Origin of the sequence: Kitasatospora sp. GP30 (assembly GCF_029892145.1) — a bacterium.
Lineage (GTDB): Bacteria > Actinomycetota > Actinomycetes > Streptomycetales > Streptomycetaceae > Kitasatospora > Kitasatospora acidiphila.
The window spans coordinates 16,281-37,636 of the sequence record NZ_JARZAH010000047.1; the positions used below are offsets into that span (position 1 = coordinate 16,281).

Annotated in this window: 21 protein-coding genes; 15 read left to right on the forward strand and 6 right to left on the reverse strand. The window is 71.6% G+C overall.

Going from position 1 to position 21,356, the window contains the following annotated elements; translation table 11 throughout:
- Positions 1–13 precede the first annotated feature (13 nt).
- The 4 genes from P3T35_RS35765 to P3T35_RS35780 are packed head-to-tail and all read right to left on the reverse strand — an operon-like array spanning position 14 to position 3,299.
- Positions 14–631, reverse strand: coding sequence for a chorismate pyruvate-lyase family protein (locus P3T35_RS35765; protein WP_101384332.1), 618 nt, complete (start codon positions 629–631; stop codon positions 14–16).
- On the reverse strand, positions 628–2,046 hold the full coding sequence (locus P3T35_RS35770; protein WP_101384333.1) for a fatty acid--CoA ligase family protein: 1,419 nt from the start codon (positions 2,044–2,046) through the stop codon (positions 628–630). Before P3T35_RS35770 ends, P3T35_RS35765 begins: the two co-directional genes overlap by 4 nt.
- Positions 2,047–2,093: 47 nt before the next feature.
- The gene (locus tag P3T35_RS35775) at positions 2,094–2,345 is read right to left on the reverse strand and encodes an acyl carrier protein (RefSeq protein ID WP_101384334.1); all 252 of its coding nucleotides are present in this window, start codon (positions 2,343–2,345) and stop codon (positions 2,094–2,096) included.
- A gap of 60 nt (positions 2,346–2,405) precedes the next feature.
- The gene (locus P3T35_RS35780) at positions 2,406–3,299 is read right to left on the reverse strand and encodes a glycosyltransferase family 8 protein (protein WP_143677028.1); all 894 of its coding nucleotides are present in this window, start codon (positions 3,297–3,299) and stop codon (positions 2,406–2,408) included.
- Positions 3,300–3,753: 454 nt separating this feature from the next.
- Here P3T35_RS35780 and P3T35_RS35785 point away from each other — a divergent pair, with 454 nt between their 5' ends.
- The 13 genes from P3T35_RS35785 (at position 3,754) to P3T35_RS35845 (ending at position 17,154) form a co-directional block, all read left to right on the forward strand.
- Complete coding sequence (locus tag P3T35_RS35785; RefSeq protein WP_180356807.1) at positions 3,754–4,689, forward strand: transglutaminase domain-containing protein; 936 nt, start codon at positions 3,754–3,756, stop codon at positions 4,687–4,689.
- Entirely contained in the window at positions 4,686–5,801 is a 1,116-nt protein-coding gene (locus P3T35_RS35790) for a Gfo/Idh/MocA family oxidoreductase (RefSeq protein WP_180356808.1), read from the forward strand. Before P3T35_RS35785 ends, P3T35_RS35790 begins: the two co-directional genes overlap by 4 nt.
- Positions 5,789–6,643, forward strand: coding sequence for a carbon-nitrogen hydrolase family protein (locus P3T35_RS35795; RefSeq protein WP_101384337.1), 855 nt, complete (start codon positions 5,789–5,791; stop codon positions 6,641–6,643). The genes P3T35_RS35790 and P3T35_RS35795 overlap by 13 nt, the downstream gene beginning before the upstream one ends.
- Positions 6,640–7,578 carry a TIGR03621 family F420-dependent LLM class oxidoreductase gene (locus tag P3T35_RS35800; protein ID WP_101384338.1) on the forward strand — a complete coding sequence of 313 codons (939 nt, stop codon included), beginning with the start codon at positions 6,640–6,642 and terminating at the stop codon, positions 7,576–7,578. Before P3T35_RS35795 ends, P3T35_RS35800 begins: the two co-directional genes overlap by 4 nt.
- Positions 7,579–7,679: 101 nt before the next feature.
- Complete coding sequence (locus tag P3T35_RS35805; RefSeq protein WP_280709217.1) at positions 7,680–9,260, forward strand: carbamoyltransferase C-terminal domain-containing protein; 1,581 nt, start codon at positions 7,680–7,682, stop codon at positions 9,258–9,260.
- Positions 9,257–10,321, forward strand: a complete 1,065-nt coding sequence (locus P3T35_RS35810) for a nicotinate-nucleotide--dimethylbenzimidazole phosphoribosyltransferase (RefSeq protein WP_101384340.1) — start codon at positions 9,257–9,259, stop codon at positions 10,319–10,321. The genes P3T35_RS35805 and P3T35_RS35810 overlap by 4 nt, the downstream gene beginning before the upstream one ends.
- Positions 10,318–10,986: an HAD family hydrolase gene (locus P3T35_RS35815; protein WP_101384341.1), complete on the forward strand. Its 669-nt coding sequence runs from the start codon at positions 10,318–10,320 to the stop codon at positions 10,984–10,986. Before P3T35_RS35810 ends, P3T35_RS35815 begins: the two co-directional genes overlap by 4 nt.
- Positions 10,987–10,995: 9 nt before the next feature.
- Positions 10,996–11,532: a 2-oxoglutarate and iron-dependent oxygenase domain-containing protein gene (locus tag P3T35_RS35820; RefSeq protein ID WP_101384342.1), complete on the forward strand. Its 537-nt coding sequence runs from the start codon at positions 10,996–10,998 to the stop codon at positions 11,530–11,532.
- Positions 11,529–12,464 carry an NAD-dependent epimerase/dehydratase family protein gene (locus tag P3T35_RS35825; RefSeq protein ID WP_101384343.1) on the forward strand — a complete coding sequence of 312 codons (936 nt, stop codon included), beginning with the start codon at positions 11,529–11,531 and terminating at the stop codon, positions 12,462–12,464. The genes P3T35_RS35820 and P3T35_RS35825 overlap by 4 nt, the downstream gene beginning before the upstream one ends.
- Positions 12,461–13,681 (forward strand): cytochrome P450, encoded by a 1,221-nt coding sequence (locus P3T35_RS35830; protein WP_101384344.1) that lies wholly within the window; start codon positions 12,461–12,463, stop codon positions 13,679–13,681. The genes P3T35_RS35825 and P3T35_RS35830 overlap by 4 nt, the downstream gene beginning before the upstream one ends.
- 77 nt (positions 13,682–13,758) lie before the next feature.
- Positions 13,759–14,499, forward strand: coding sequence for a hypothetical protein (locus P3T35_RS35835; protein ID WP_280709227.1), 741 nt, complete (start codon positions 13,759–13,761; stop codon positions 14,497–14,499).
- A gap of 32 nt (positions 14,500–14,531) precedes the next feature.
- Positions 14,532–16,139: a condensation domain-containing protein gene (locus P3T35_RS35840; RefSeq protein WP_101384345.1), complete on the forward strand. Its 1,608-nt coding sequence runs from the start codon at positions 14,532–14,534 to the stop codon at positions 16,137–16,139.
- A complete protein-coding gene (locus P3T35_RS35845; RefSeq protein ID WP_101384346.1) occupies positions 16,129–17,154 on the forward strand; it encodes a hypothetical protein in 1,026 nt (341 codons plus the stop codon). Before P3T35_RS35840 ends, P3T35_RS35845 begins: the two co-directional genes overlap by 11 nt.
- Here P3T35_RS35845 and P3T35_RS35850 read toward each other — a convergent pair.
- Positions 17,114–18,178 carry a LacI family DNA-binding transcriptional regulator gene (locus tag P3T35_RS35850; protein WP_101384347.1) on the reverse strand — a complete coding sequence of 355 codons (1,065 nt, stop codon included), beginning with the start codon at positions 18,176–18,178 and terminating at the stop codon, positions 17,114–17,116. The two genes, P3T35_RS35845 and P3T35_RS35850, sit on opposite strands and share 41 nt — an antisense overlap.
- Positions 18,179–18,437: 259 nt before the next feature.
- Between P3T35_RS35850 and P3T35_RS35855 the strand changes: the two genes are divergently transcribed.
- Positions 18,438–18,710: a phosphopantetheine-binding protein gene (locus P3T35_RS35855; protein WP_101384348.1), complete on the forward strand. Its 273-nt coding sequence runs from the start codon at positions 18,438–18,440 to the stop codon at positions 18,708–18,710.
- 7 nt (positions 18,711–18,717) lie between these two features.
- Positions 18,718–20,409: an amino acid adenylation domain-containing protein gene (locus P3T35_RS35860; RefSeq protein WP_101384349.1), complete on the forward strand. Its 1,692-nt coding sequence runs from the start codon at positions 18,718–18,720 to the stop codon at positions 20,407–20,409.
- Positions 20,410–21,026: 617 nt separating this feature from the next.
- Here the strand turns inward: P3T35_RS35860 and P3T35_RS35865 are convergent.
- Entirely contained in the window at positions 21,027–21,152 is a 126-nt protein-coding gene (locus tag P3T35_RS35865; RefSeq protein ID WP_280709232.1) for a hypothetical protein, read from the reverse strand.
- Positions 21,153–21,356: the final 204 nt, after the last annotated feature.

Genomic DNA, 21,356 nt, shown 5'->3' on the forward strand with positions numbered 1-21,356 from the left:
CGGGTGCGGCGCTTCACGTGATGGTCATGGACCGGGGCTCGTCCGGGCCCGGAGCGTCGCCCAGTCGCAGGCAGGCGGTGGTGAAGACCTCGCCCACGACCATCGCGGGGCGGCCGCCGATGAACACCCGGTAGATGCGCAGGGCGCCGGTCACCGCCTGGTCCGGTCCGCGGGGCGGCGCCGCGTCCGCCGCGCCGTCCAGCGGGTCGGGCTCCTCGCCGGCGAACAGCGCGCGGCTGAAGAGGAGTTCGCGGAAGGTCTCGACCCGCCGCCGTCGCAGGACCCGGCCGATCGGCTCGGCGGTCGTGGTGAGGTCCTGGTGGACCGGCCAGGGCAGCGCCTCGGCCGCGAGTACGGACCGTGCGCGCACCAGGGTCGTGCCGGAGACGGCGCCGACCAGCAGCGTGCACCGGTTCAGGACGGGGCCGCAGCCGATGCCGTCCGTCAGGGCGGCCAGGGCCCCGGCGGGCGCGGGACCGCCGTGCTGCAGGTCCGCGAGTCGGATCGTTTCGCCGGCCAGTTCCTCCAGCAGGGTGGTGACGGTTCCGTCGCTGGTCACGAGCATCCGGGCGAACGGGCCCAGCCGGCCAGGGGGCGGCTGCGCCGCCCGGGGCGTCCCCGCGGCTCTCATCCGGAGTCCCGTGCCGGCCGTGCTCCCAGCGCCTTTCCGGTGGCCGACCGCGGGATGCGGTCAACGCGTTCGAAGGTGCGCGGCATCTGATGGGGAGCCAGCTCGGTGCGGCACCACTCGACGAGTTCACTCTCCACGGCACCGGGTCGCAGCACGACCCGGGCGGCCGGCACTTCGCCGCGCACTTCGTCGGCCACGGCGGAGACGGACACGTCGAGGACGCTCGGGTGCTGGGAGATCACCCGCTCCACCTCGCCCGGAGAGACCTTCTCACCGGCCACGTTGATGATGGTGGCCGACCGCCCGAGCAGTGTCAGCCGACCCGGTGTGACGCCCGACCACCGGGCCAGGTCGCCCGTGCGGTACCAGCCGTCGGGCTCGGAGACGGGCAGCAGCCGGTTGCCCGTCCGGGACCCGAACTGCCCCAGGGCGAGTGAGGAGGTCTGCACCTGGAGCTCCCCGCCGTCGAGACGCACCCGCACGCCCGGCAGCGGTTCCCCGATGTCACCGGGTTCCTGTTCGCGGTCGACGCGGGAGAGGGTGATCGCCCCTGCTTCGGAGGAGCCGTAGCAGTTGAAGAGCGGCAACTCCAGGGTGTTGCCGGGGTGTTGCCGGACGGCCGGTGGCAGTGCCGCCCCGGCCGAGACCGCGGCGCGCAACCGGGCCAGGTGCTGGACGGTCCACCCTTGCCACCCGGCCCCCTGCGCCAGCAAGCCGTAGTGGGCCGGTAGCGCGATCAGGGTCCGGGCGCCGAGCGCTCGAACCGCCGCGGCGCACGTCGAGGGCAGGCACCTGCTCGGCAGCAATCGTACGGCGGCCCCCGCCACGAGTGGTGCGATGAGGCCGTAATTGAAGCCGTAGGCGTGGAACGCCGGCGCGGCGCAGACCACCGGTGCCCCGGGCTCGTAGCCGAGGAAGTCCGCGACCCGCCGGGCGTCCGCGAGCACAGCGGCGGCGGGCCGGACGACCCCCATCGGCGTTCCGGTCGAACCGGAGGTGAAGAAGACCTGCGCGTCGGGCGGTAGTTCACCCGCCCACTCCGGGCCGTCGGCGGCGGCGCGGACGAGGCCGAGGAACGGTGACTCCTGACCACCGGTCGGCGCCGGTCGTCCGGCTGTGCCGGTTTCGTCGTGAACGGCCGGCCCGGACGGACCCGCCGCGGCCGACGGGTCCCGGTGCAGCACCGGGATCCCGGCCCGGTCCGCGGCGAGGGTGAGCAGAGCCGTGGACACCGGATCGTCGGTCTCCACGACGACGGCGCCGCCCGAGTAGCGCCGTGCCAGCCCCTCGGACAGCTCCGCCGCCGTGAGCAGCAGCTCGTCACGGCTCCACGAACGGTCGCCGGTGATCAGCGCGGGATCGGTGGAGCTGCCGGCGGCTGCGGCGACCGCGGCGAAGATTCCCGGCGAGTTCATGACGGCTCCTGGAGTGCGCTGCTCGGCTGGGCGACGGACCGGGCCGGTCAGCCGCGTGCAACGATGTAGTCGGCAATCTTCGCGGGCGTGCTGAACCTCTCCACCGTGAGCTCCTCGTCCGGAATGGTGAGGGAGAACTCCCCCTCGATCCAGACCAGGAGTTCCAGGACACCGAGCGAGTCGAACTCGGCGTACTCGCGCAGGTCCGTCTCGGCGTCCGGGGAGTTGCCGCGCAGCGCGGGAATCACCTCCTGGAGACGCACCGAGATCGCGGTGAGAACTTCCTGACGTTCTGCCATTCTCTTTGACTACCTGTCTCGTTGGGGAACGGGTGGGAATCGGCTGTGGACGGGGTTCGTTCATGGCGCCGGGGTGAACGACCGGTCGGCGCTGCGCACGGCTGACAGCAGCGCGCGGTACGAGGCGGCGGCGGGCCCTTCCGGCAGCAGGTCCTTCCAGGGCTTCGCCGGGCTCGCGAAGTGCAGCACCGCGGCCGTCTCCTCAAACCGGACGAGGTCCTGGAAGGGCATCAGGTCCTCCGTGGTGTAGCGGACCCAGGGCGTCCGGACCAGTGCCGACAGCGGAAAGGCGTTCCAATGCGGCTCCAACCGCTGCCACCGGTCTCGGGCGGCCCAGTTGAGTGCGTCCTGGTCCCAGAGCCGGATGTGCTCGGGATGGGCCGCGATGAACTCGATCGCCCGGGCGAAGAGCTGCTCCTCGCGGCAGGCGGCCGGGTCGATCAGCAGCACGCCGGAATTGAAGTACTCCTGCTCGGGAGGAATCCCGAGCTTGGACCAGCCGGGCAGGGCTCGCCCCCGTCCGACGACCGGGTTGAGCGGATCCCGTACGGCTCCTAGCGGCCGGCCGTCGAGCTCGGTGCCGAGCAGCGCGCCGAGGTCCCCGCGGATGACGAGGTCCGCGTCGAGGTAGAGGACCCGCTCGCAGTCGGGGTACATCTCGGGTATGACCAGCCGCAGGTAGTTGGCCTGGGCCCCGCCGAACGCGGTCGGATAGCGGATCGGCTCCAGGTGCACGGGGCGCAGCCGCACCCGCAGGCCGAGGAGTTCCGCGTGCCGCCGCAGGCGCTCGATCGTCGGCGGTGAGAGCTCCTCGTAGAGCAGGTCGATCTGCAGACGGTCGGTCAGCTCGGCGTTCGACGCACGGAGCGAGTGCCATGCCACGGTCAACGGAAGGCTGTAGGACTCGTCGATGGCGAAGACCACTCGAGTCGGTCCGCCATCGTTCGAAGGCATCGGCTTGGGCACAGGCGCTCTCCCCCGGATTCACTGCAAAGGATGGGTCCGCGACGGCCGTGGTCGGGTCTCGCCCCACCGGCTCCCGTCGCGCGGCTGCTGCCTCAACTACGGGTCCATCTGGGCTACATGACTGTTCGTCTCGCCATGTGAGCGGTCACGTGAACCTTCACGGAAACTATGATCCAGGCCGTCCACCGCTGTCAACAGCCGCATACGGAGCACGCGTTGGCCGGTGCTGCCGTCGAGATCCGGACTCATTGACAGTGCGGCTCGCCTGGGTCATAGTGCCGTGAACGATCACGTGACCGATCACGTGGATCATGCGCTCGCTCCAGTAGCCGCTCCGCCCGGCCCGCGCCGCAGGGCGCCGCGCGGCGGACCCGCTCACCACCTTTCCTCGCCGGGGACACCGGTCGCGTTCCGAGATCACGTCACGAGAATCGAGGGAGTCATGACACCGCCTCACCCGACTCGGGCTGCACGGCTGCTCCCCGCCGACCCGCTCGCCGAGGTCGTCGGCCGCGTCCGCCAAGTACCGGACCGCTACCGCGAGTTCCGTCAGGACGGGCACCGGGCAGCCGGTGAACACGGCATCAGCCCGGCGCTGCTCGGGGAGCTCGGCGACGTTGGGCTGCCGTCCTCGTCCCGTGACGGCGTCAGGTACTACGACAAGATCGATCTGGCCAACGTCTCCCTGGCGTTGCGCCTGCCCAACGCGCGCACCCTGGCGATGCGCGGCTGGGCGAACTCGCTGCGCGCCGCGTCCACCGCGTCCGCCGGCTCGTTCGAGGTCGAGGTTCGGGCGCACTGCCCGGAACCGGGGCACCCCGGTGAGTGCGCGTACGTGCGCAGCGAGGCCCTGCGCTCGCTCGCCGGCTACACGCCGGGAGCCACCGCCACCACCGGGCGGCTGCACCACCGGGTCGCGCGGCCCAGCACCGACGGGCGGCTGCCGGAGGCGCTGGCGGGCCTGGTGCGGCCGCTGTCCTTCCACCTGCTCCCGGAGCCGTTGCGCGCCGATCTCGGATTCCTGGCCGAGACCAATCTCGCCGACTGCGACCTCGCCGCCCTGTACCTGGCGCGCGAGGCCGGTCGGCTCGGCCTTGCCGCCCGCTACAGCTACGGGTTCTTCCTTGCCGCGCCCTACTCCATCGTCCACGCGTGGACGGAGGTGCTCGACGGTGGGGAATGGCACGCGTTCGACCCGCACCTGCTCAACCTCCTCGGCGACTGGTCGCTGCTCGACCCGCAGGAGTGGCCGCCCCACCGGTCCATCAGAAGCTGCATGGCGCGCGTCAGCGACCACCACGTCTGGCTGACGACGCATCACGGGGCCTGTGCTCCGATGTCGCTCGCCACGCGCTGGGTCGAGGCGACCGCCGCATGAGCAGCGAACCGCGGATACCGGAAGGGCCGGTACGGATCGTCCTGGTGGGTGCCGGCGCGATGGGGCAGGCCTGGGCCCGAGCGCTGCACAGGCACCCCCGCTGCCGGCTCGCGGCGATCGTGGACAGCGACCTGCGTAGGGCGCGGGGGCTGGCGCTGCGCCTGCGCCTTCCGGAGCTGCCCGTCAGCGCGACGCTGGAGTCGCTGCCGGGACCGGCGGCGGACGCCTGCGTCAACGCCACTCCTCCGCAGGTCCACCTGTCGGTGATCACCCAGGCCCTCACCAGCGGCCTGTCGGTACTGACCGAGAAGCCCTTCGCCATGGATCTCGACCAGGCGGTCGAGCTGACCGGGACGGCCGCCCGCCACGGCCGGCTGCTGATGGTCGGCCAGTCGCGGAGCTTCCAGCCGGGGGTGGACGCCTTCCGAGCGGCCATCGACAGGCTGGGCGGCCTGGACAGACTGGAGGCACGCTTCAGCCGCGGCTACCCCGCGGAGGGGTTCCGCGCGGAGCTGGACCAGCCGCTGCTGCGCGACATGGCGGTGCACGCCTTCGACACGGCCCGGAAGCTGACCGGGAGCGACGCGGCCTCCGTCTACTGCGACGCCCCCGCGCGTCCCCACACGGGATACCGCGGCCCGGCCGAAGCGACCGCGCTGTTCACCATGCTCGACGGCTCGCGCTTCCTCTACCGGGGCAGTTGGTGCGCCCCGGCGATGCCCACCGCGTGGAGCGGCAGCTGGCGGGCGACGGGTCTGCACGGCACCGCGACGTGGACGGGGACGGGGACGGTCCGGCTGGCGCTCGCGGGCGGTGCGGCGGTGGCGTCCGGGGAGACGGGGGCGGACCACGGGCCCGCCCCGGACGAGGCCGGAACGATCGTGGCCCGGGTCGACGACCAGGGGTTCGACCTGGATCCGGTGCGCCAGGTGGCAGCGCCGCTCGAGGAGTTCCTCGATGCCCTCGCCACTGGAGCGCCGGGCTGGGGCAGCGCCCGGAACAACCTGGCGACGATGGCGATGCTCGATGCGGCGATCGCGTCCGCGCGATCCGGCCTGCCGGGCGCGGTCGCGCCGGGCCTGGCGCGACTGTCTGACGGATGGGGCGACTGATGCGCCTGGCCCTGGTTCAGGCCCCCGCCGCGCCCGGCGATCCGGGGGAGAACCTGCGGCGCGGTCTGGCACTGTGCGAGGAGGCCAGGGCCGGCGGCGCCGACCTCGTGGTCTTCCCCGAGCTGTGGCAGACCGGGTACGCTCCCTGCCCGACCGACGCGGCGGGCGAGCACCGCTGGCGCGACCAGGCCACCTCGGCCGACGGCCCCTGGCTGGGCGCCTTCCGCGAGGCCGCCCGGCGCTTGGGCCTCGCCGTCGTCACCACCTACCTGGACGCGCACGGCACCGACCTGAGCAACGCCGCCGCCGTCATCGACGTGGCCGGCCGGGTCGTGGACGTCTACCGGAAGGTCCACGTCTGCGACTTCCTGTGGGAGCGGGTCTTCACCCCCGGGCCCGGGTTCGCCGCCACCACCGTGGAGACGGCTGCCGGTCCCGTCAGGATCGGTGTCATCATCTGCTTCGACCGCGAGCAGCCGGAGGCCTGCCGGGCGCTCGCGCTCGACGGAGCGGAACTCATCGTCTGCCCGAACGCCTCGCTGCTGTGCGACGACCGGATCGGACAGGTCAGGGCCCGGGCGTTCGAGAACTCGGCGGCGGTCGCGGTCGCCAACTACCCGCTGCCGAGGATGAACGGGCGCTCCTGCCTGTTCGACGGGCGGGCCGTGCAGCGGAACCGACCGCGCGACCACACGATCACGCTCGCTGACGGCCGCAGTCAGCTGGTCCTCGCGGATCTGGACCTCGCGGCACTGCGCGAGTACCGCGCCGGCTCGATCTGGGGCGCGGCGCACCGGCGGCCGGCGGCCTACGCCTCGTTGACCCAGGGAGTGGCCCGATGACCCAGTCACCCGCGATCCGGCCGTTCCGCTTCGGCGTGCTCGCCGGCCGTGCCGCCGACGTCGCGCAGTGGGAAGCGCTCTGCCGGCGGTGCGAGGAGTACGGATACGGTTCGTTCCTCGTCCCCGACCACCTGAACCGCGAGTGGGGCCCGCTCGTCGCCCTGGCCCTCGCGGCGCGGGTGACCCGGTCGATCGCCCTGGGCCCGCTCATGCTCGGGGCCGCCCTGCGGCAGCCGTCGGTGGTGTACAAGGAGTTGGCCACCCTCGACCTCGTCGCGCCCGGCCGCCTCGAGATCGGGGTGGGCGCGGGCTGGCTGGCGTCGGACTTCAGCCGCGCTGGCGTCGACATGGAGCCCGGTCCCGCCAGGCTCCGCCAGACGGTGGAGGCGGTGACGGTCCTGCGTCGGCTCTGGGACGAGGGGAGCGCCACCTTCCTGGGGAGCTCCCACCAGGTCCTCGACGCGGTCGGCGAGCCCCGGCCGAGCCCGGCCCGCTGGACGATGGGCGGAGGCGGACCCGGGATGCTGCGTGCGGCCGCCGAACTGGCCGACATCGTCTCCTTCTCCGCCCGGCTCTCCTCCGGCAGCAAGGACAGCAGCTTCGGTCCCTCCGCGCGGGCAGCCGAGTTCGACCGGCGGGTGCGCTGGGTGCTGGAGGCCGGGCCGGTCGGGGACCCGCCGGAGTTCCAGTGCCTGCTCTTCGCCGCCGCCATCTGCGCCTCCAGCACGCGCTACGCCGAGCGGGTCCTCACCCACATGTTCGGCCTCCCGCCCACGGAGGCACTGGACTCCCCGCTGGCACTGGCGGGCAGCGTCGACGAGGTCTGCGAGCGGCTCGAGGAGCGGCGGAAGCGGTACGGGATCTCCTACTGGGTGCTGCCCGCCGCCCAGGCGGACGCGTTCGCACCGGTGGTCGCGCGACTGGCCGGCAAGTGACCCATGCCCGACGAACACGATCAGGAGGAACGTTGCGCGTCCTAGGACTGGGTGGATCACACCATGACTTCTGCGCCGCCTTGGTGGCGGACGGTCAGGTCGTGTCGGCCATCGAGGAGGAGCGGCTCACCCGGGTGAAGATCGCCTACGGACTCGGGCCGCGCCTGCAGCGGTGCCTCGCGGCGGAGTACGTGCTGGCCGCGGCGGGAATCACCGCGGACGAGGTCGACCTCGTCGTCGCCAACGACTTCGTCAATCCCGTCTACACCCTCCGACTGCGGGACCGGGTGCGGTGGATGGGACACCACCTCGCCCACGCGGCGAGCACCTTCTACACCTCGCCCTTCGAACGGGCCGCCGTCCTGGTCATGGACGGTCGCGGATCGACCGTGGTCGAGCAGGGCCGGCTGCACGGCGAGACGGTGACCTGCTACCAGGCCGGGCCCGGCGGCCTCGAGGTGCTGCGCGCGCAGCACGGCCGCGTCACCCTGACGGACCGTCGGTCCGAGGACCCCTACGAGGACTCGGTGGGCTGGATGTACGAGGCGGTGTCCAAGGCCATCGGCCTGTTCACCACGGGAGGCATGGGCGCGCCGGGCAAGACCATGGGGCTGGCCGCCTACGGGACGCCACGCTACGTCGCCCGACTGGGGGAGTTCTTCCGGCTCAGGGCCGGAGAGTTCCGCCAGTCCACCGCCGAGCAGATCGCCATGCGCTCCTTCATCGACCGGGAGCTCGCCGGGGCCGGTGACGCGGCCGAGGACCAGGCCCGGCGCGCCGACCTCGCCTACGCGGTCCAGCACCACACTGAGCGTATCGTGATCGAGTTCGCCCGCTGGTTGCACCGCCGCACCGGTCTGACCGACCTGTGCCTGGCGGGCGGGGTGGCCCTCAACAGCGTGGCGAACTACAAGCTCCTGTCGGAGACGGGGTTCGAGCGGGTGCACGTGGTCCCGGCCGCGGGCGACGGCGGGACGGCGCTCGGCTCGGCCCTGTACGGCTACCACGAACTGGGCGGACACCCGTGGCAGCCGGCACCGGAGCCGTTCTCCCCCTACCTCGGCCGCGCGTACGGGGCGGACCGGATCGAGGCGGCGCTCGCCGCCGAGTCCGGCCGGCTGCGCGTCCTGCGGCCGGACGACTTGTCCGCCCTGGTGGCCCGTGAGCTGGCCGGCGGAGCGATCGTCGGCTGGTTCCAGGGCCGGTCGGAGGCGGGCCCGCGGGCCCTGGGGAACCGCAGCATCCTCGCGGACCCCCGGGATCCGGGGATGAAGGACCGCATCAACGCAAAGGTCAAGCACCGAGAGGCGTTCCGACCGTTCGCCCCGATCGTCCTGGAGTCCCGCCAGGCCGAGTACTTCACCACCACCGTGCCGGCCCCATACATGCTCATGGTCCCGGACGTGCGACCGGAGATGCGTGCGGTCATCCCGGCCGTCACCCACGCGGACGGCTCGGCCCGGCTCCAGACGGTGCTGCGGGCGCTCAACCCCCGCCTGGACTCCCTGCTGACCGCCTTCGACGCCCTCACCGGCGTTCCCGTGCTGCTCAACACCTCGTTCAACGACAACGAGGAGCCGATCGTCGAGACACCCGAGGACGCCGTGCGCTGCTTCCTCAAGACCGAGATCGACGTCCTGGTGCTCGGTGACCTCGTCGCCTACAAGACCGCGGGCTCGTGACCGGCGAGCCGGCGGCGATCGACGCGCTGTGCGCCCTGGTCGGACCGACGGACCGTCAGGCGGGCCGGCTCGCGGCGCTGCGGCTGCGGACCCTGGCCCGCCCGCACGGAGCGCTCGGCCGACTCGACGACCTGGTGCCCAGGATCGCGACGATCCGCAGCGATCCCGACCCCGGGCCGCTGCCCGCGCTCGTCAGCGTGCTGGCGGCCGACCACGGGCTGGCCCGGCGGGCGGTCTCGGCACTGCCGCAGCCCGCCGGGGGGCGGGTGCTCGCCCTCGTGCAGGCGGGCCGGGCGCCGCTGAACCTGATCGCCGACCGGGTGCCCGCGCGGGTCGTCAGCGCGGACTTCGGGCTCGTCGAGCCGGTCGGCGAAGCCGAGTTCCGGATCGGAGCGGGCACCGAGGACATCCTGCTGCGCGACGCGATGACGCGGGCCGACGCCGAACGCGCGGTGCTGGGCGGTGCCCGGTTCCTGCGGAGCCGGCTGGGGGAGGAGGCGATGGTCGCCGTCGGCGAGATCGGCGTCGGGAACACGACCTCGGCCGCTGCGCTGACGGGCAGGCTGCTGGAGCTGCCGGCGGCCGAGGTGGTGGGAACAGGCGCGGGCGTCGACCCGGCCGGAGCGGCGCGCAAGCACGCGCTGGTCGAAGGCGCACTGGTCCGCACCGCGGGACTTCCCGCGGCGGACACCCTGGCGCAGCTCGCCGCCCTCGGCGGCTACGAGATCGCCGGGAACGTCGGAGTGATCCTCGCCGCCGCCGCGGCGCGCCGGGTGGTCGTCCTCGACGGGTTCATCACCGCGGTCGCCGCCCTCGTCGCGGTCCGGCTCTGCCCGCCCGCGGGCCACTACCTGGTGGCCGGCCACCGTTCGGCGGAGCCGGGCCACCGCCCGCTGCTCCAGGTGCTCGGGCTGGAGCCGCTGCTGGACCTGGGCCTGCGCCTGGGCGTGGCGAGCGGTGCCGCGCTCGCCCTCGGTCTGGTCAACACCACGCTGGACCTCGCCCATCGGACGCCGCACGCCCGTGCCGTGGGTCTCGCCCTGCCCCTGGAGGACGGATGAACCGCGCTGCGGCCGCGCCGGCGGGACCGCGCGGGGTCGTCTTCGACCTCGACGGGACGCTGCTGGACACCTGGCAGATCCACGAGCACTGCCTCCGCGAGGCCGTGCGCGACCTCGGCGGGTCGGCGGTGGGCAGGGTGCGGCTCTGGCGCGCCCAGCGGCCGACCGATCTCGCCACCCTGGGCGAGCTCATCGGGGCCGAGCACGCCGAGGAGGCATTGCTGTCCTACCGCGCGGCGCTCGCCCGGGAACTGACGGTTCGTCAACCCAGACCGGTCGGCGGGGTCGAGGCGGTGCTGGTGGGGCTGAGGAGCCACGGGGTCCCGGTCGGGGTCTGCACCGGACGGTCGCGGGAGGACGCGCAGACCCTGCTGACGGCGGCGCGACTCGACGTGCCGCTGGTCGTCGCCCGCCAGGACGCGCCACCGAAGCCCTCCCCGGAGGCCCTGCTGTTCGCACTCCGACGGCTCTCCCTGGAGAAGCAGGACGCGCTGTTCGTCGGCGACAGCGAGTGGGACCGGGCGCAGGGGCATGCCGCGTGCGTCCGCACCCTGATCGTCGAGCGGGCCGGCCTGCCCGCCGAACTCGCCGCCGCGAGGTGGCCCCCAGGCACCCACCCAGCCGCTGCCGCCGAAGACCCGAGCGGCACCCCCATTCCTCAGTGAGAGTCAGACATGGACATCAGTACAGGGACCAGTCGGCCGGCTGAGTCGGCCGCCCGAGGTCCGGCCGACGCCCCGGCGGGCGAGGGCCCCACCACCGTCATCGACCTGACGGACGCGCGGGACGCCGTGGGCCGGGTCCGGCTGGCCGCACGGATCCGGGAGGTGCGCGAGGACCTCGGCGCCTTCCTCGTCGTGGGCCACGGCATTTCCGACCAGGTGGTGCACGGGGTCCGGGAGGCGACTGCCACGCTGTTCGGCGAACCCGAGCGGTTCGCCGCCGAGCTCGCCGTCGACCCCGAAGACCCCTTGCTGCGCGGTCCGATCGCCGGGAGCGTCGAGCCGCTGCTGGCCTTCGATCGTCTCTCCCTCGCCTACTTCCACCAGCTGGGCCCGGCCGCGTTCGTCACCCCGCTCGCGGGACCCGCCGGTCCGGCGACCGGGTCCGCCTACCGCCGGGTCCGGGTCGATGACTACTTCGCGGCCAAGCGCCGCCATGCCCGCGCCTCCGAGCGGCTGATCACCTCCTCCGACCGGCGGCGGGCATGAACGGGGAGCTGGCCCTGGTCACCGGTGGTGCCGGGTTCATCGGCAGCCACCTCGTCGAAGCCCTGCTCCGCGACCGCCCCGAGGCGCTCGTGGTGTCCGTCGACTCGTACCTCACCGGGCGGAAGGAGAACCACACCGACGACCCCCGGGTGCACTACCTGACCGGGGAGACCGCGGAGCTCGGCCGCCTCTGGTCCGAGAACGGCCTGCCCGCTCCCCGCACGGTCTTCCACCTGGGCGAGTACTCTCGCGTCGAGAGCTCCTTCGACGAACTCGACCGGGTGTGGCGGTCCAACCTCCACGGCACGAAGGAGGTCGTCGACTTCTGCCGCCGGCACGGGGCCCGGTTGGTCTACGCCGGGTCGAGCACGAGATTCGGCGAACCGCCTCATGACGAGCACTCAAGTCCCTATGCCTGGATGAAGGCGAAGAACGTCGAATACATCCGCAACACCGCCGACTGGTACGGGCTCGACTACGTCATCACGTATTTCTACAACGTCTACGGGCCGAGGCAGATCCGCCAGGGACCGTATGCGACGGTCATCGGGGTCTTTGAGGAACAGCGATGCCGGGGAACGGCCCTGACCGTCGTCGAGCCCGGTTCCCAGCTGCGCGACTTCACCCACGTGGACGACATCGTCTCCGGGCTGCTGGTGTGTGCCGCCCACGGAGCGGGGGACGGCTACCTGCTCGGTCGCGGTGAGGAGCACCGGATCATCGATGTCGCCTGCATGTTCGGTGGCCCGGTGCGCATGATCCCGGCCCGCCGTGGCGACCGCTTCCGCAGCGCCTCGGACTTCTCGAAGGCCCGCGACCTGGGCTGGGTGCCGAAGGTCCACCTGCAGGACTACATCGCTGGGCTCGGCCATCCGGATCCCGTTCCCGGGCCCGGCGCAGGAACAGAGCTGGACGAAGGAGTGTGTGAATGAGCATCACCGACAGCACCGGAGCGACGGCCACCTGCCCGGTGCGATTTCCGGCCGCGAGGGAGAACCCCTTCGCCCCGCCCGGCGCCTACCGTCCCGAGGGACACGACAGCGGGCCGATCGAGGTCGACCTGGCCTACGGCGGCCGGGCCTGGCTGGTCACCCGGCACGCCGACGTGCGGGCGCTGTTCAGCGACAGCCGGTTGAGTTCGGACGCCACCGTCGAGGGCTATCCGCAGATTCCGCTCTCCTACCGGCAGCAGCGTCCCGGTGTCTTCCTGTCCATGGACCCGCCGGACCACGAGCGCGTCCGGAACCTGCTGAGCCGGGAGTTCAGCGCCGGCGCGGTGGCCGCCCGCCGTCCGGCCATCGAGGGACTCGTGGACCGGCTGATCGACCGGCTCACCGCCGGCGGGCGCCGCTCGGGCGACCTGGTGAAGGACGTCGCCGACCTGCTGCCCTGCTACGTGTCCGGTTACCTCTACGGAGTCACCAGCGACTACGAGGACTTCGTCCGGCAGTGCATCAACGCGCGGGCCACCCATGACGGATCGATGGCCAAGCGCCTGGTCGCGGGCGAACGGATGCGGCGCTTCCTCGGTGAGCTGCTGGACGCGAAGGAACGGGAGCCCGGCGACGACCTGCTCTCCCGGTTGCTCGCCAACGCGCGTGCCGCCGGTCTCGGCCGGGACGACGTCGTCGGCGCGGCCACCCTGCTGCTCGCGGCCAGCCTCGACGCCACCGCGGCCGTCACCTCCATGACCGCCTTGGCGGTCCTGCGGGACCCGGGGCTGACGGAACGGATGCGGGCGGATCCGCGCCGCTGGGCTGCACCGGCGGTCGAGGAGGGACTGCGGTACTGGACCGTGATCCAGCACGGCCCGGTGCGTTCCGCCACGGAGGACATCGAGCTGGCCGGTCGGACCATCCGCAAGGGCGAGTTCGTCATCCTCCACCTGCACTCGGCGAACTGGGACCCGGCGGTCTTCCAGCACCCCGAGGAGTTCGACATCGACCGCGTCCACAACCCGCACCTGGCCTTCGGGCACGGGATCCACCGCTGCCTGGGCGGTGGTCTCGGCACCCTGGAGGCGACCATCGCCCTGGAGCGGATCTTCACCGCACTGCCGGACCTCCGGCTCGACATCGCGGAGGACGACCTCACGTACCGTCATGAGGACCTCGTCTACGGCGTGCGCAGCCTCCCGGTCGCGTGGTGACCCGAACCGGTAGGCCGGCCCCTCCGCGTGACGCGGCGGGGCCGGCTGCGCTCGGGTACCAGGACCTGCCACGGCTGATGTCGATGATGACGGGCGACGAGAAGCACGGCGCGAGCGCCACCTCGACGCTCGACGTCCTCTGGGTGCTGTACGACAAGGTGCTCCGGATGTCCCTGGAGCAGCCGGACGCTTCGGACCGCGACCGCTTCCTGCGGTCCAAAGGTCACGGTCCGCTGGCCTACTACTACTTCCTCGCGGCCAAGGGCTTCGTTGCGGTGGACGAGCTCGCCACCTTCGGCCGGGCCGGATCGACGCTCGGCCACCACCGGGACCGCACCCTGGTCGCCGGCGTCGGGATCTCCAGCGGCTCGCTCGGCCACAGACTGCCGCTGGCCACCGGAACGGCACTGGGGCTGCGGGCGCAGGGGCGCACGGAGCCGAGGGTCTTCTGCCTCATCGGGGACGGCGAACTGGAGGACACCCAGGGCGATTGGGAAGTCCACGTGCCCGGCCACCGCGACGAGGTCGAACCGCTGCTGCGCGCCGCGGTCAGTGGGGGCCGTGCCTACATCCGCCTCTCGGAGCGGGCCAACGGTACAGCACACGCGCCGGAGCCCGGCCGGGTCCGGGTGCTGCGCCGAGGCCGACTGGGAACCGGCCGACGTGCCGCACCGGCTACTCAGTCCGGGGGTCGGCCGTGCGGGGGTGCGTGCCTACACGACGGTGGAGGACCACGACCGGATCCACGGGCTCGACGCGCCGAGTCTGCGGCAGCGCTTCGACGCCTTCTTCGGCAGCTGAGCGGGGGCGAAGGGTGAGCGGACAGTACGGAGTGGAACGACGAGGGCCGATGACGCTCGGTCAACTGGCCCAACTGATGGAGTTCGAGGAGATCGCGGACCGCGCGCCGCACAGCACCTGGACCCGGATCCTCGCCATGCGCTGGTCGCTGCCGCACCGGGTCGAGGCCGATGCGGTGTGCGAGGCGGTGCGGATCCTGGTCCGGCGCCACGAAGTGCTGCGCAGCACGTTCGCCCGTGACGCCTCGGGGACACCCGTCCAACTCGTACACCGCCCCGGCCGGGAGCGGATCACCGTGGTGGAATGCCCGCCCGGCGCGGGCGAGGCGTGGACGGCCGAGCTGGCGGAACGGGCCCGCCGCCGGCCCATGAACCTGGAGACCGAGCCTCCGGTCGCGTTCGAGGTACTCGGCGTCCCGGGAGTCGCCCGCGAGGTACTGGCGATCCTCCACCATGTCGTCGCCGATCTGCGGACCAGTCAGCTCCTGCACCAGCAACTGGTGGAAATCGTCGAGGCCGTGCGGGACGGGGCACCGCTGCCCGCACCACGTCCCGTGACACAGCCGATCGACACCGCGATCAAGCAACAGGCCGCCGCCGGACGGAGCACCCAGCTGGCCCGGTGGCGTGAGGTGATCCAGGCCGCACCGCCCAGCCAGGTACCCGTGCTGGACGACCGTCGCCGCGACAGCAGCTACACCGCGACGTTCACGTCCGCGAGCCTGCACAGCTCGGTGAAGGCGCTGGCGGATCGAAACCGCCTGCTCCCCGCACAGGTGCTCGTGGGGCTCTACGGCTTCGTCATGGGTCGCTACACGGGTCTGAGCACCTGCGTGATCTGCGTCATCAGTTCCAACCGGTTCTCCTATCCGTCGGCCGTGCACTGCTGCGCGCTTCGCTATCCGTGTGCCGTGGCGGTACCGCACCACGCCGACGAAGCCGCCCTCATGGCGGCGGCCCGCGTGGCCACCGATGGGCTGTTCCGCAACTGCGACCACGACGTCCGTGAGCTGCGGGCCCTCCTTGAGGAGCACCAGCACACCACGGGCTGCAACGCCCGGTTCCGCCTGGAGTACAACTTCATGGTGGTGGACCCGCTCTCCGGTGCACCGCGTCGGGAGCTGCCCGAGCGGACAGCGCAGACTCCGGAGCGGTTCCGCAGTGCCGCCACCGAACCCGCCGACCCCGCGCTCACCTACCTGCTCGCCGTCGCGGACGGCGCCGCGGGCCTGATGACCCTGCAACTGGAGTCGAACGAGGCCGTCATCTCGCTGCCGGCCGCACGGGCCCTGCTGGCCGGCCTGGAATCCCTGGCCCTGGAACTGGCCGGGGGCAGGCCGCTGGACTGGCACGCGCACCTGGCGGCCGCCCTGCGCGAGAGATCACCGGAGACGGTCCTGGCGCCCTACCGCACCGGCGTGGTCGACACCTTGCGTGCCGCGCGGGTGGTGGCGGCCGAACTGGGTATCCAGGACGGGGTCGAGGTCCTGGTCAGGGGGCGCGGGTCGGACCAGGAGAGGCTGGTGGCGCTGCTTCCGGTGGAGCTGCGCCCGGCGGAACTCGATGCGCTGGTCAGCCGGCTGCACCGCCGAACTCGTAGCGACCCCGCGCTGGTCGTACCCATCGAGTTCGTCCAGGAGGCGAATCGTGCACCGTGACCCGCCCCAGTCCGCCCGAACCGTCCGCCGGCGGGCACCGTCCGATCCGACGCCGGCCGTCGCCGTCGAGCGGGCCAGAATGGTTCCGGACCGGTACCGGACCTTCGCGGCCGATCCCTCCCACAACGCCTCGGTGTTCGGCCTCCAGGACGGACTGCTCCAGGAGCTCCTCGACCTCGGCCTGCCGCACGAGCGGCGGGACGGGCGGCTGTTCCTCGACCCCCTGGATCTGGAGAACACCACCCACCTGCTCGGGCTACCCTCGCCGTACCGCAGTGCCCTGGACCTCTGGAGCAGGTCGCTGCGCGACCCGGACTCGCTGACCGGGAGCCGCTACCAGATCACCCTGCGATGGACCTGCCCGGCCCCCGGGCACGCCGCACAGTGCCGCTTCGCCGCGGCCACGCAGGCACTGGCGGCGGTTCTCCAGGAGACCGGTCCCGCCCAGGCCGATTCGCTCACCGTGCAGGTCGAGACGGCGGACACCTGGCACGACTTCGGCAAGGCCATCGAACCGCTGGTGGCCGCGGCCGCGGAGCTGGCCTTCCACAAGGTCCGCTGGCCGCTCGCCGGCGACCCCGGCTTCGTCCGGGAGACCGGGCTCGCCGAGTGCCGGCTGGCCACCCGACACCTCCTCCGCGTGGCCGAGGAGGCCGGCATCGCGGCCGGCGCGGCGTGCGGCTTCTTCCTGGGACTTCCGTTCCCGGCTCCCCACGCCTGGCTCGAGGTTCGCACCGAAGACGGCTGGTGTGCCGCAGACCCGTTCTTCCTGGGCACTCTGCACGGATGGGGCGTCCTGGATCCGCACGACTGGCCCGTACGCCGTTCGCCACGCCAGCTCCTGTGGCGGACCGGGGTGGAGTTCAGCTCGCACGTGCCGCTCCTGACGCACAACGGGCACTCCGTTCCGGTGCGGGTGACGGCCCGGCGAACCCGACGGGGGCTCCTCCGAGGCCCGGCAGACCAGGAAGGGATCAGCCCGGGAGGGCTGCCCTGCCCACGGTCGAGGCCCTGACCACGAGTTCCGGATGGACCACCGAGACCTTCGGGCCTCGACCCGACTGCCCGAATTCCGCTGCGACCAGTCGGACCGCCTCCATCCCGAGGCTCTGCTTGTCCACGTGCAGGGTGGTCAGCGCGGGCTCCACGAGTTCGGCGAGGCCAAGGCCGTCGAATCCGATGACGGCGCAGTCGTCCGGCACCGCCCGACCGAGCCTGCGCAGCCCGCGTGTGGCACCGACCGCCACGACGTCGTTGTAGGCCAGAACGGCTGTGATGTCCGGCTGCTCCTCGAGCAACCGGCCGACGGCGTCCTCTCCGCCGGCAACCGAGTTGACCGAGCGCTGCAGGCGCCGGGGATCCGTGACCAGTCCAGCCTCCCGGAGCAGGTCAAGGACGATCCGACTGCGCGGACTGACGGCGTAGCCCGCCCCGGTCAGCCGACTGACGTCCAGGACACCGATGTCGCGATGGCCGAGGTCGACCAGGTGGCGGACTGCCGCCTCCAAGCCGCTGCGGAGGTCGATGTCGACGCGGTTGAACGTCGCCGCCGTGGTGTCGGACTCCTCCCAGTCGAACAGTGCGAAGGGGATCCCGGTCTCGAGGGCGCTGCGCACCGACTCGTCGAACTCCAGGTAGCCCACGAACGCGTCAGCCTGACCGGCGATCAGGTCAAGGCCCACCCGCTCACCGTCGGGCGTGGCGCCGGTCTGGTGGATGACCACGTGCCAGCCCAGCTCCGCAGCGCACTCCAGAATGCCGTTCGCCACCTCGGGGAAGAACGGATTGGAAATGTTGGGTAGCAGCAGGCCCAAGGTGACGGTCTCCTGCCGCACCATGGCACGCGCGAACCGATTCGGGCGGTAGCCGAGCGACCTGACGACGTCGAGCACCCGGTCCCGGGTGGTCGGATCGATCTCGCCCTTGCCGTTGATCGCGCGGGAGACCGTTTGGCGGGACACCCCGGCAGCTCGTGCCACATCCTCGATGGTGACGCGCCGAGCGGTCGACTCGAAGGCACCCGCACGCGAACTCTTCATCTGGGACTCCTGGCGAGCGGCCAGGCACCGCCCCTCTGGCACTGGGTGCGACATCGTCGACGCACCGACAGCATACGCGGCGGCCTTTCGCCCCGGTCGCCGCCCTTCGGATCCCTCGCTGCGCCCACGAAGGGATGAGCTGACTGTTGTTGACAGCATTTCAGGGCATGGGCGAAACTGCCACGTGAACGCTCACGTGAACGCTCTCAGAACGGTGCGCCCAGCTCGACCGCACCGCATACAGAGACGAGGTAGCACAGTGACGCTGGAATCGGACACCACTCCGCCATGGGACGCGGCGTTCGAGGACCTGCTCCGGGGTGCCGTGGAGGACCTGCCGGCCGGACCGGCGCTGCATGCCGATTTCGACCTCCAAGCGGCCGGCCTCAACTCGATGCGCATGGTGGTGCTGCTGACACACATCGAAGAGCGGTACGGACTGGTCTTCCCCGACGAGTACCTGGCACTGGAGACCTTCGCGAGCCCCGGGACGCTCTGGCAGGCACTGGTGACCATCGGCGGGACGGGCTGAGGGCCCCGTGCGGCACGAACGCCCCGACGTCCTCAGGAGACGACACCCGGCCCGTGGCCTGGCCCGCCTGCCACTGCGTACGGACACGCTCGGCCCGGCCCGAGCCCGGTCCCTTCGCTCGCCGCTCGCCCGGATCGACTTCTCGACCGGTGTCTGGGCCCGCGTTCGCGCGTGGGCCGAGCAGGAGCCCGACCGGGTGGCCGTCGTGTCGGACGACGGAACGGCCACCTATCGGCAGCTTGGCCACCGGGTCCAGCAGGTACGAGCGGCCCTCCTCGCCGAGTCCTGCGTCCCCGGGAGCCGGATCGCCGTCGCGGGCACGCGCGGCATCGACACCATCGCGATGTTCCTCGCCATTGAGAGTCTGGGCGCGACGTACCTCCCCCTCGCACCCGACTGGCCGCCAGCGTGGACGGTCAGTGTGCTCCGACGCGCCGAGTCTCACTGCGTACTGGTAAGCGGCACCACTGACGTGCCGTCGGTGACCGCCGCTCATGCGGCGAGTGAGACCGCTGTCCCGTTGGTCGTGCTCCCGTCGCCCACGGCCGGTGTGGCACCGGATGAACGGCACACGCCGGCGCGGGTGGCCACCAGTGACGAGCCCCGCTACGTCATCCACACCTCGGGAAGCACCGGGCTCCCGAAGGGTGTGGTCGTCAACCAACTCGGGCTGATGAACCACCTGTGGTTCCTGGTGCGGCGGCTGCGCCTGACGGCTGCGGACAAGGTGGCCTTCACCGCCCCGCCGACCTATGTGATCTCCGTCTGGCAGATGCTCGCGCCGCTGCTCGTCGGCGGATCGGTCGTGATCGTCGCAGATGCCGACCTGCGGTTCGCCCGGCGCCTGGCATCGACGGTCGAGCGCACCGGAGTCACCGTCATGGAGCTGGTGCCGACGGTGATCGGCTGGGCCGTCCACGAGGCTGGGCGCCTCGGTACCGCTCGGGCGTTCGCGAACCTGCGATGCCTCATCTCGACCGGCGAGAGACTCGACCCCGGGATCGCGGGCGATGCCTTGCGGTTGCTTCCGCACGTCGAGTTCTTCAACGCCTATGGGGCGACCGAGTGTTCCGACGACGTAGCCCTCCACCAGGTCACCGCCGATGACCTGGCCGCACCGCCGCTACCGGTGGGGAAGCCCGCCTCCGGCGTCGTTCTCTACCTCCTGGTTCACGAGGACGGCACGTGGCGCGCCGCGGAGCCCGGCGAGGCCGGCGAGCTGTGGGTCGGCGGAGACGCCGTCAGCGCGGGCTACCTGCATGATCCGCAACGCACCGCGGAGTCCTTCTTCGTGGACGAGTTCGACCCGACCTCACGCACCGGGCGTCTCTACCGCACGGGCGACCTCGCGCGATTCGACAACGGGATCGCCTACTGCCTGGGGAGGGCCGACCGGCAAGTCAAGATCGGCGGGGTTCGCATCGAGCTGGACGAGGTCGAGGGGGCTCTTTCGCGCCTGCCCGGCGTGCTCGAGTGCGCCGTCCTGGCCGAGGTCCGTGACGGTGTGGCACAACTCGTCGCCTACCTCGTCGCGGACCGAGAGGTGCCGCGCGACACGGCATTGGACGCCTTGCGCACCACGCTGCCCGCAGCGCTGGTCCCACAGCGCTGGGTACAGCTGGAGGCCCTTCCGACCAACGGTAGTGGAAAGATCGACTACCGCGCGCTGCGCACAGGGCCGGGGGTGGAGCCTGCCTGAAGAACCCAGTGTCCCGTAGCCGTCCCGTAGCCGTCCAGGAATGGTATGCGGCTGAGATTCGGTCGACTGTCCGGAATCAGTCGGCGGGCTAGCCGGCCGAACAATTCCGGTTGAGTCGTGCTATTGAGAGTCGGACTCTCCCGGGCGTGTAGCCGGACTGCTCGGCCTGACGAGGCCGGGGAAATTCCGGGCGGTTTGCTGACCCGGGCTGCCTGTCAATTGGGCTACTTGGCTGGGGGAAATATTCTCTGATCACCGCACTCGACTGCGTATCAGCCGGGGGGAGGGTTTGACTGTCTGTGCACTGGCTGACGTTCTCTCGGGGGTCGGGCCACCATGTAGTCGAGAGGTTTTTGCGTTGGTGGCTGCGGCAGTCGGGCCGGGTTGCCGTGCCATGCGATTGTCTACCCGAGTCGAAGCCGAGAACGACCGTGCGCCAGGAGGGGGGAGTGAATGCATAGCGGGCACAGCTCGCCATAAAGGCCTGAGTCGCCCTGCTGGCCAGCGGAGTCGATCGGCTCGCATGTCTGATCGTGCTTCCGCGGGGGAATCCCGCCACGGAAGCACGATCAGCGATGGGGGGCGTCAACGACAGCGAAGGAATTCGCTGGTTACGCTTACGGCTTTCCCATCTTGAACGAACGGTCTTCGTCCTCCTCCAGCTCGGTGATCCAAGCCTCGAAGTCCGCGATCTCCTCGACGGTCAGCGCCGTCCGAGTCTCCTCGACGAGTGCGACGGACATTTCTCCACCCCCTTCCCTCTCGAAGTTGGGATCGAGATTAGCAGCTCGGATGGGAATTGCAAGGCGTGATTCGGGGCCTATGATCGGTGGGTGTCGGCCGAAACTGCTCGTTTGCCCGCTTTGGGTATTTCGAGTGAATGGCTTCCGGGTATGGGTCGCGCGACGGGCTATCGACATGCCGGCTGTGGTAATTTATGGTGACCG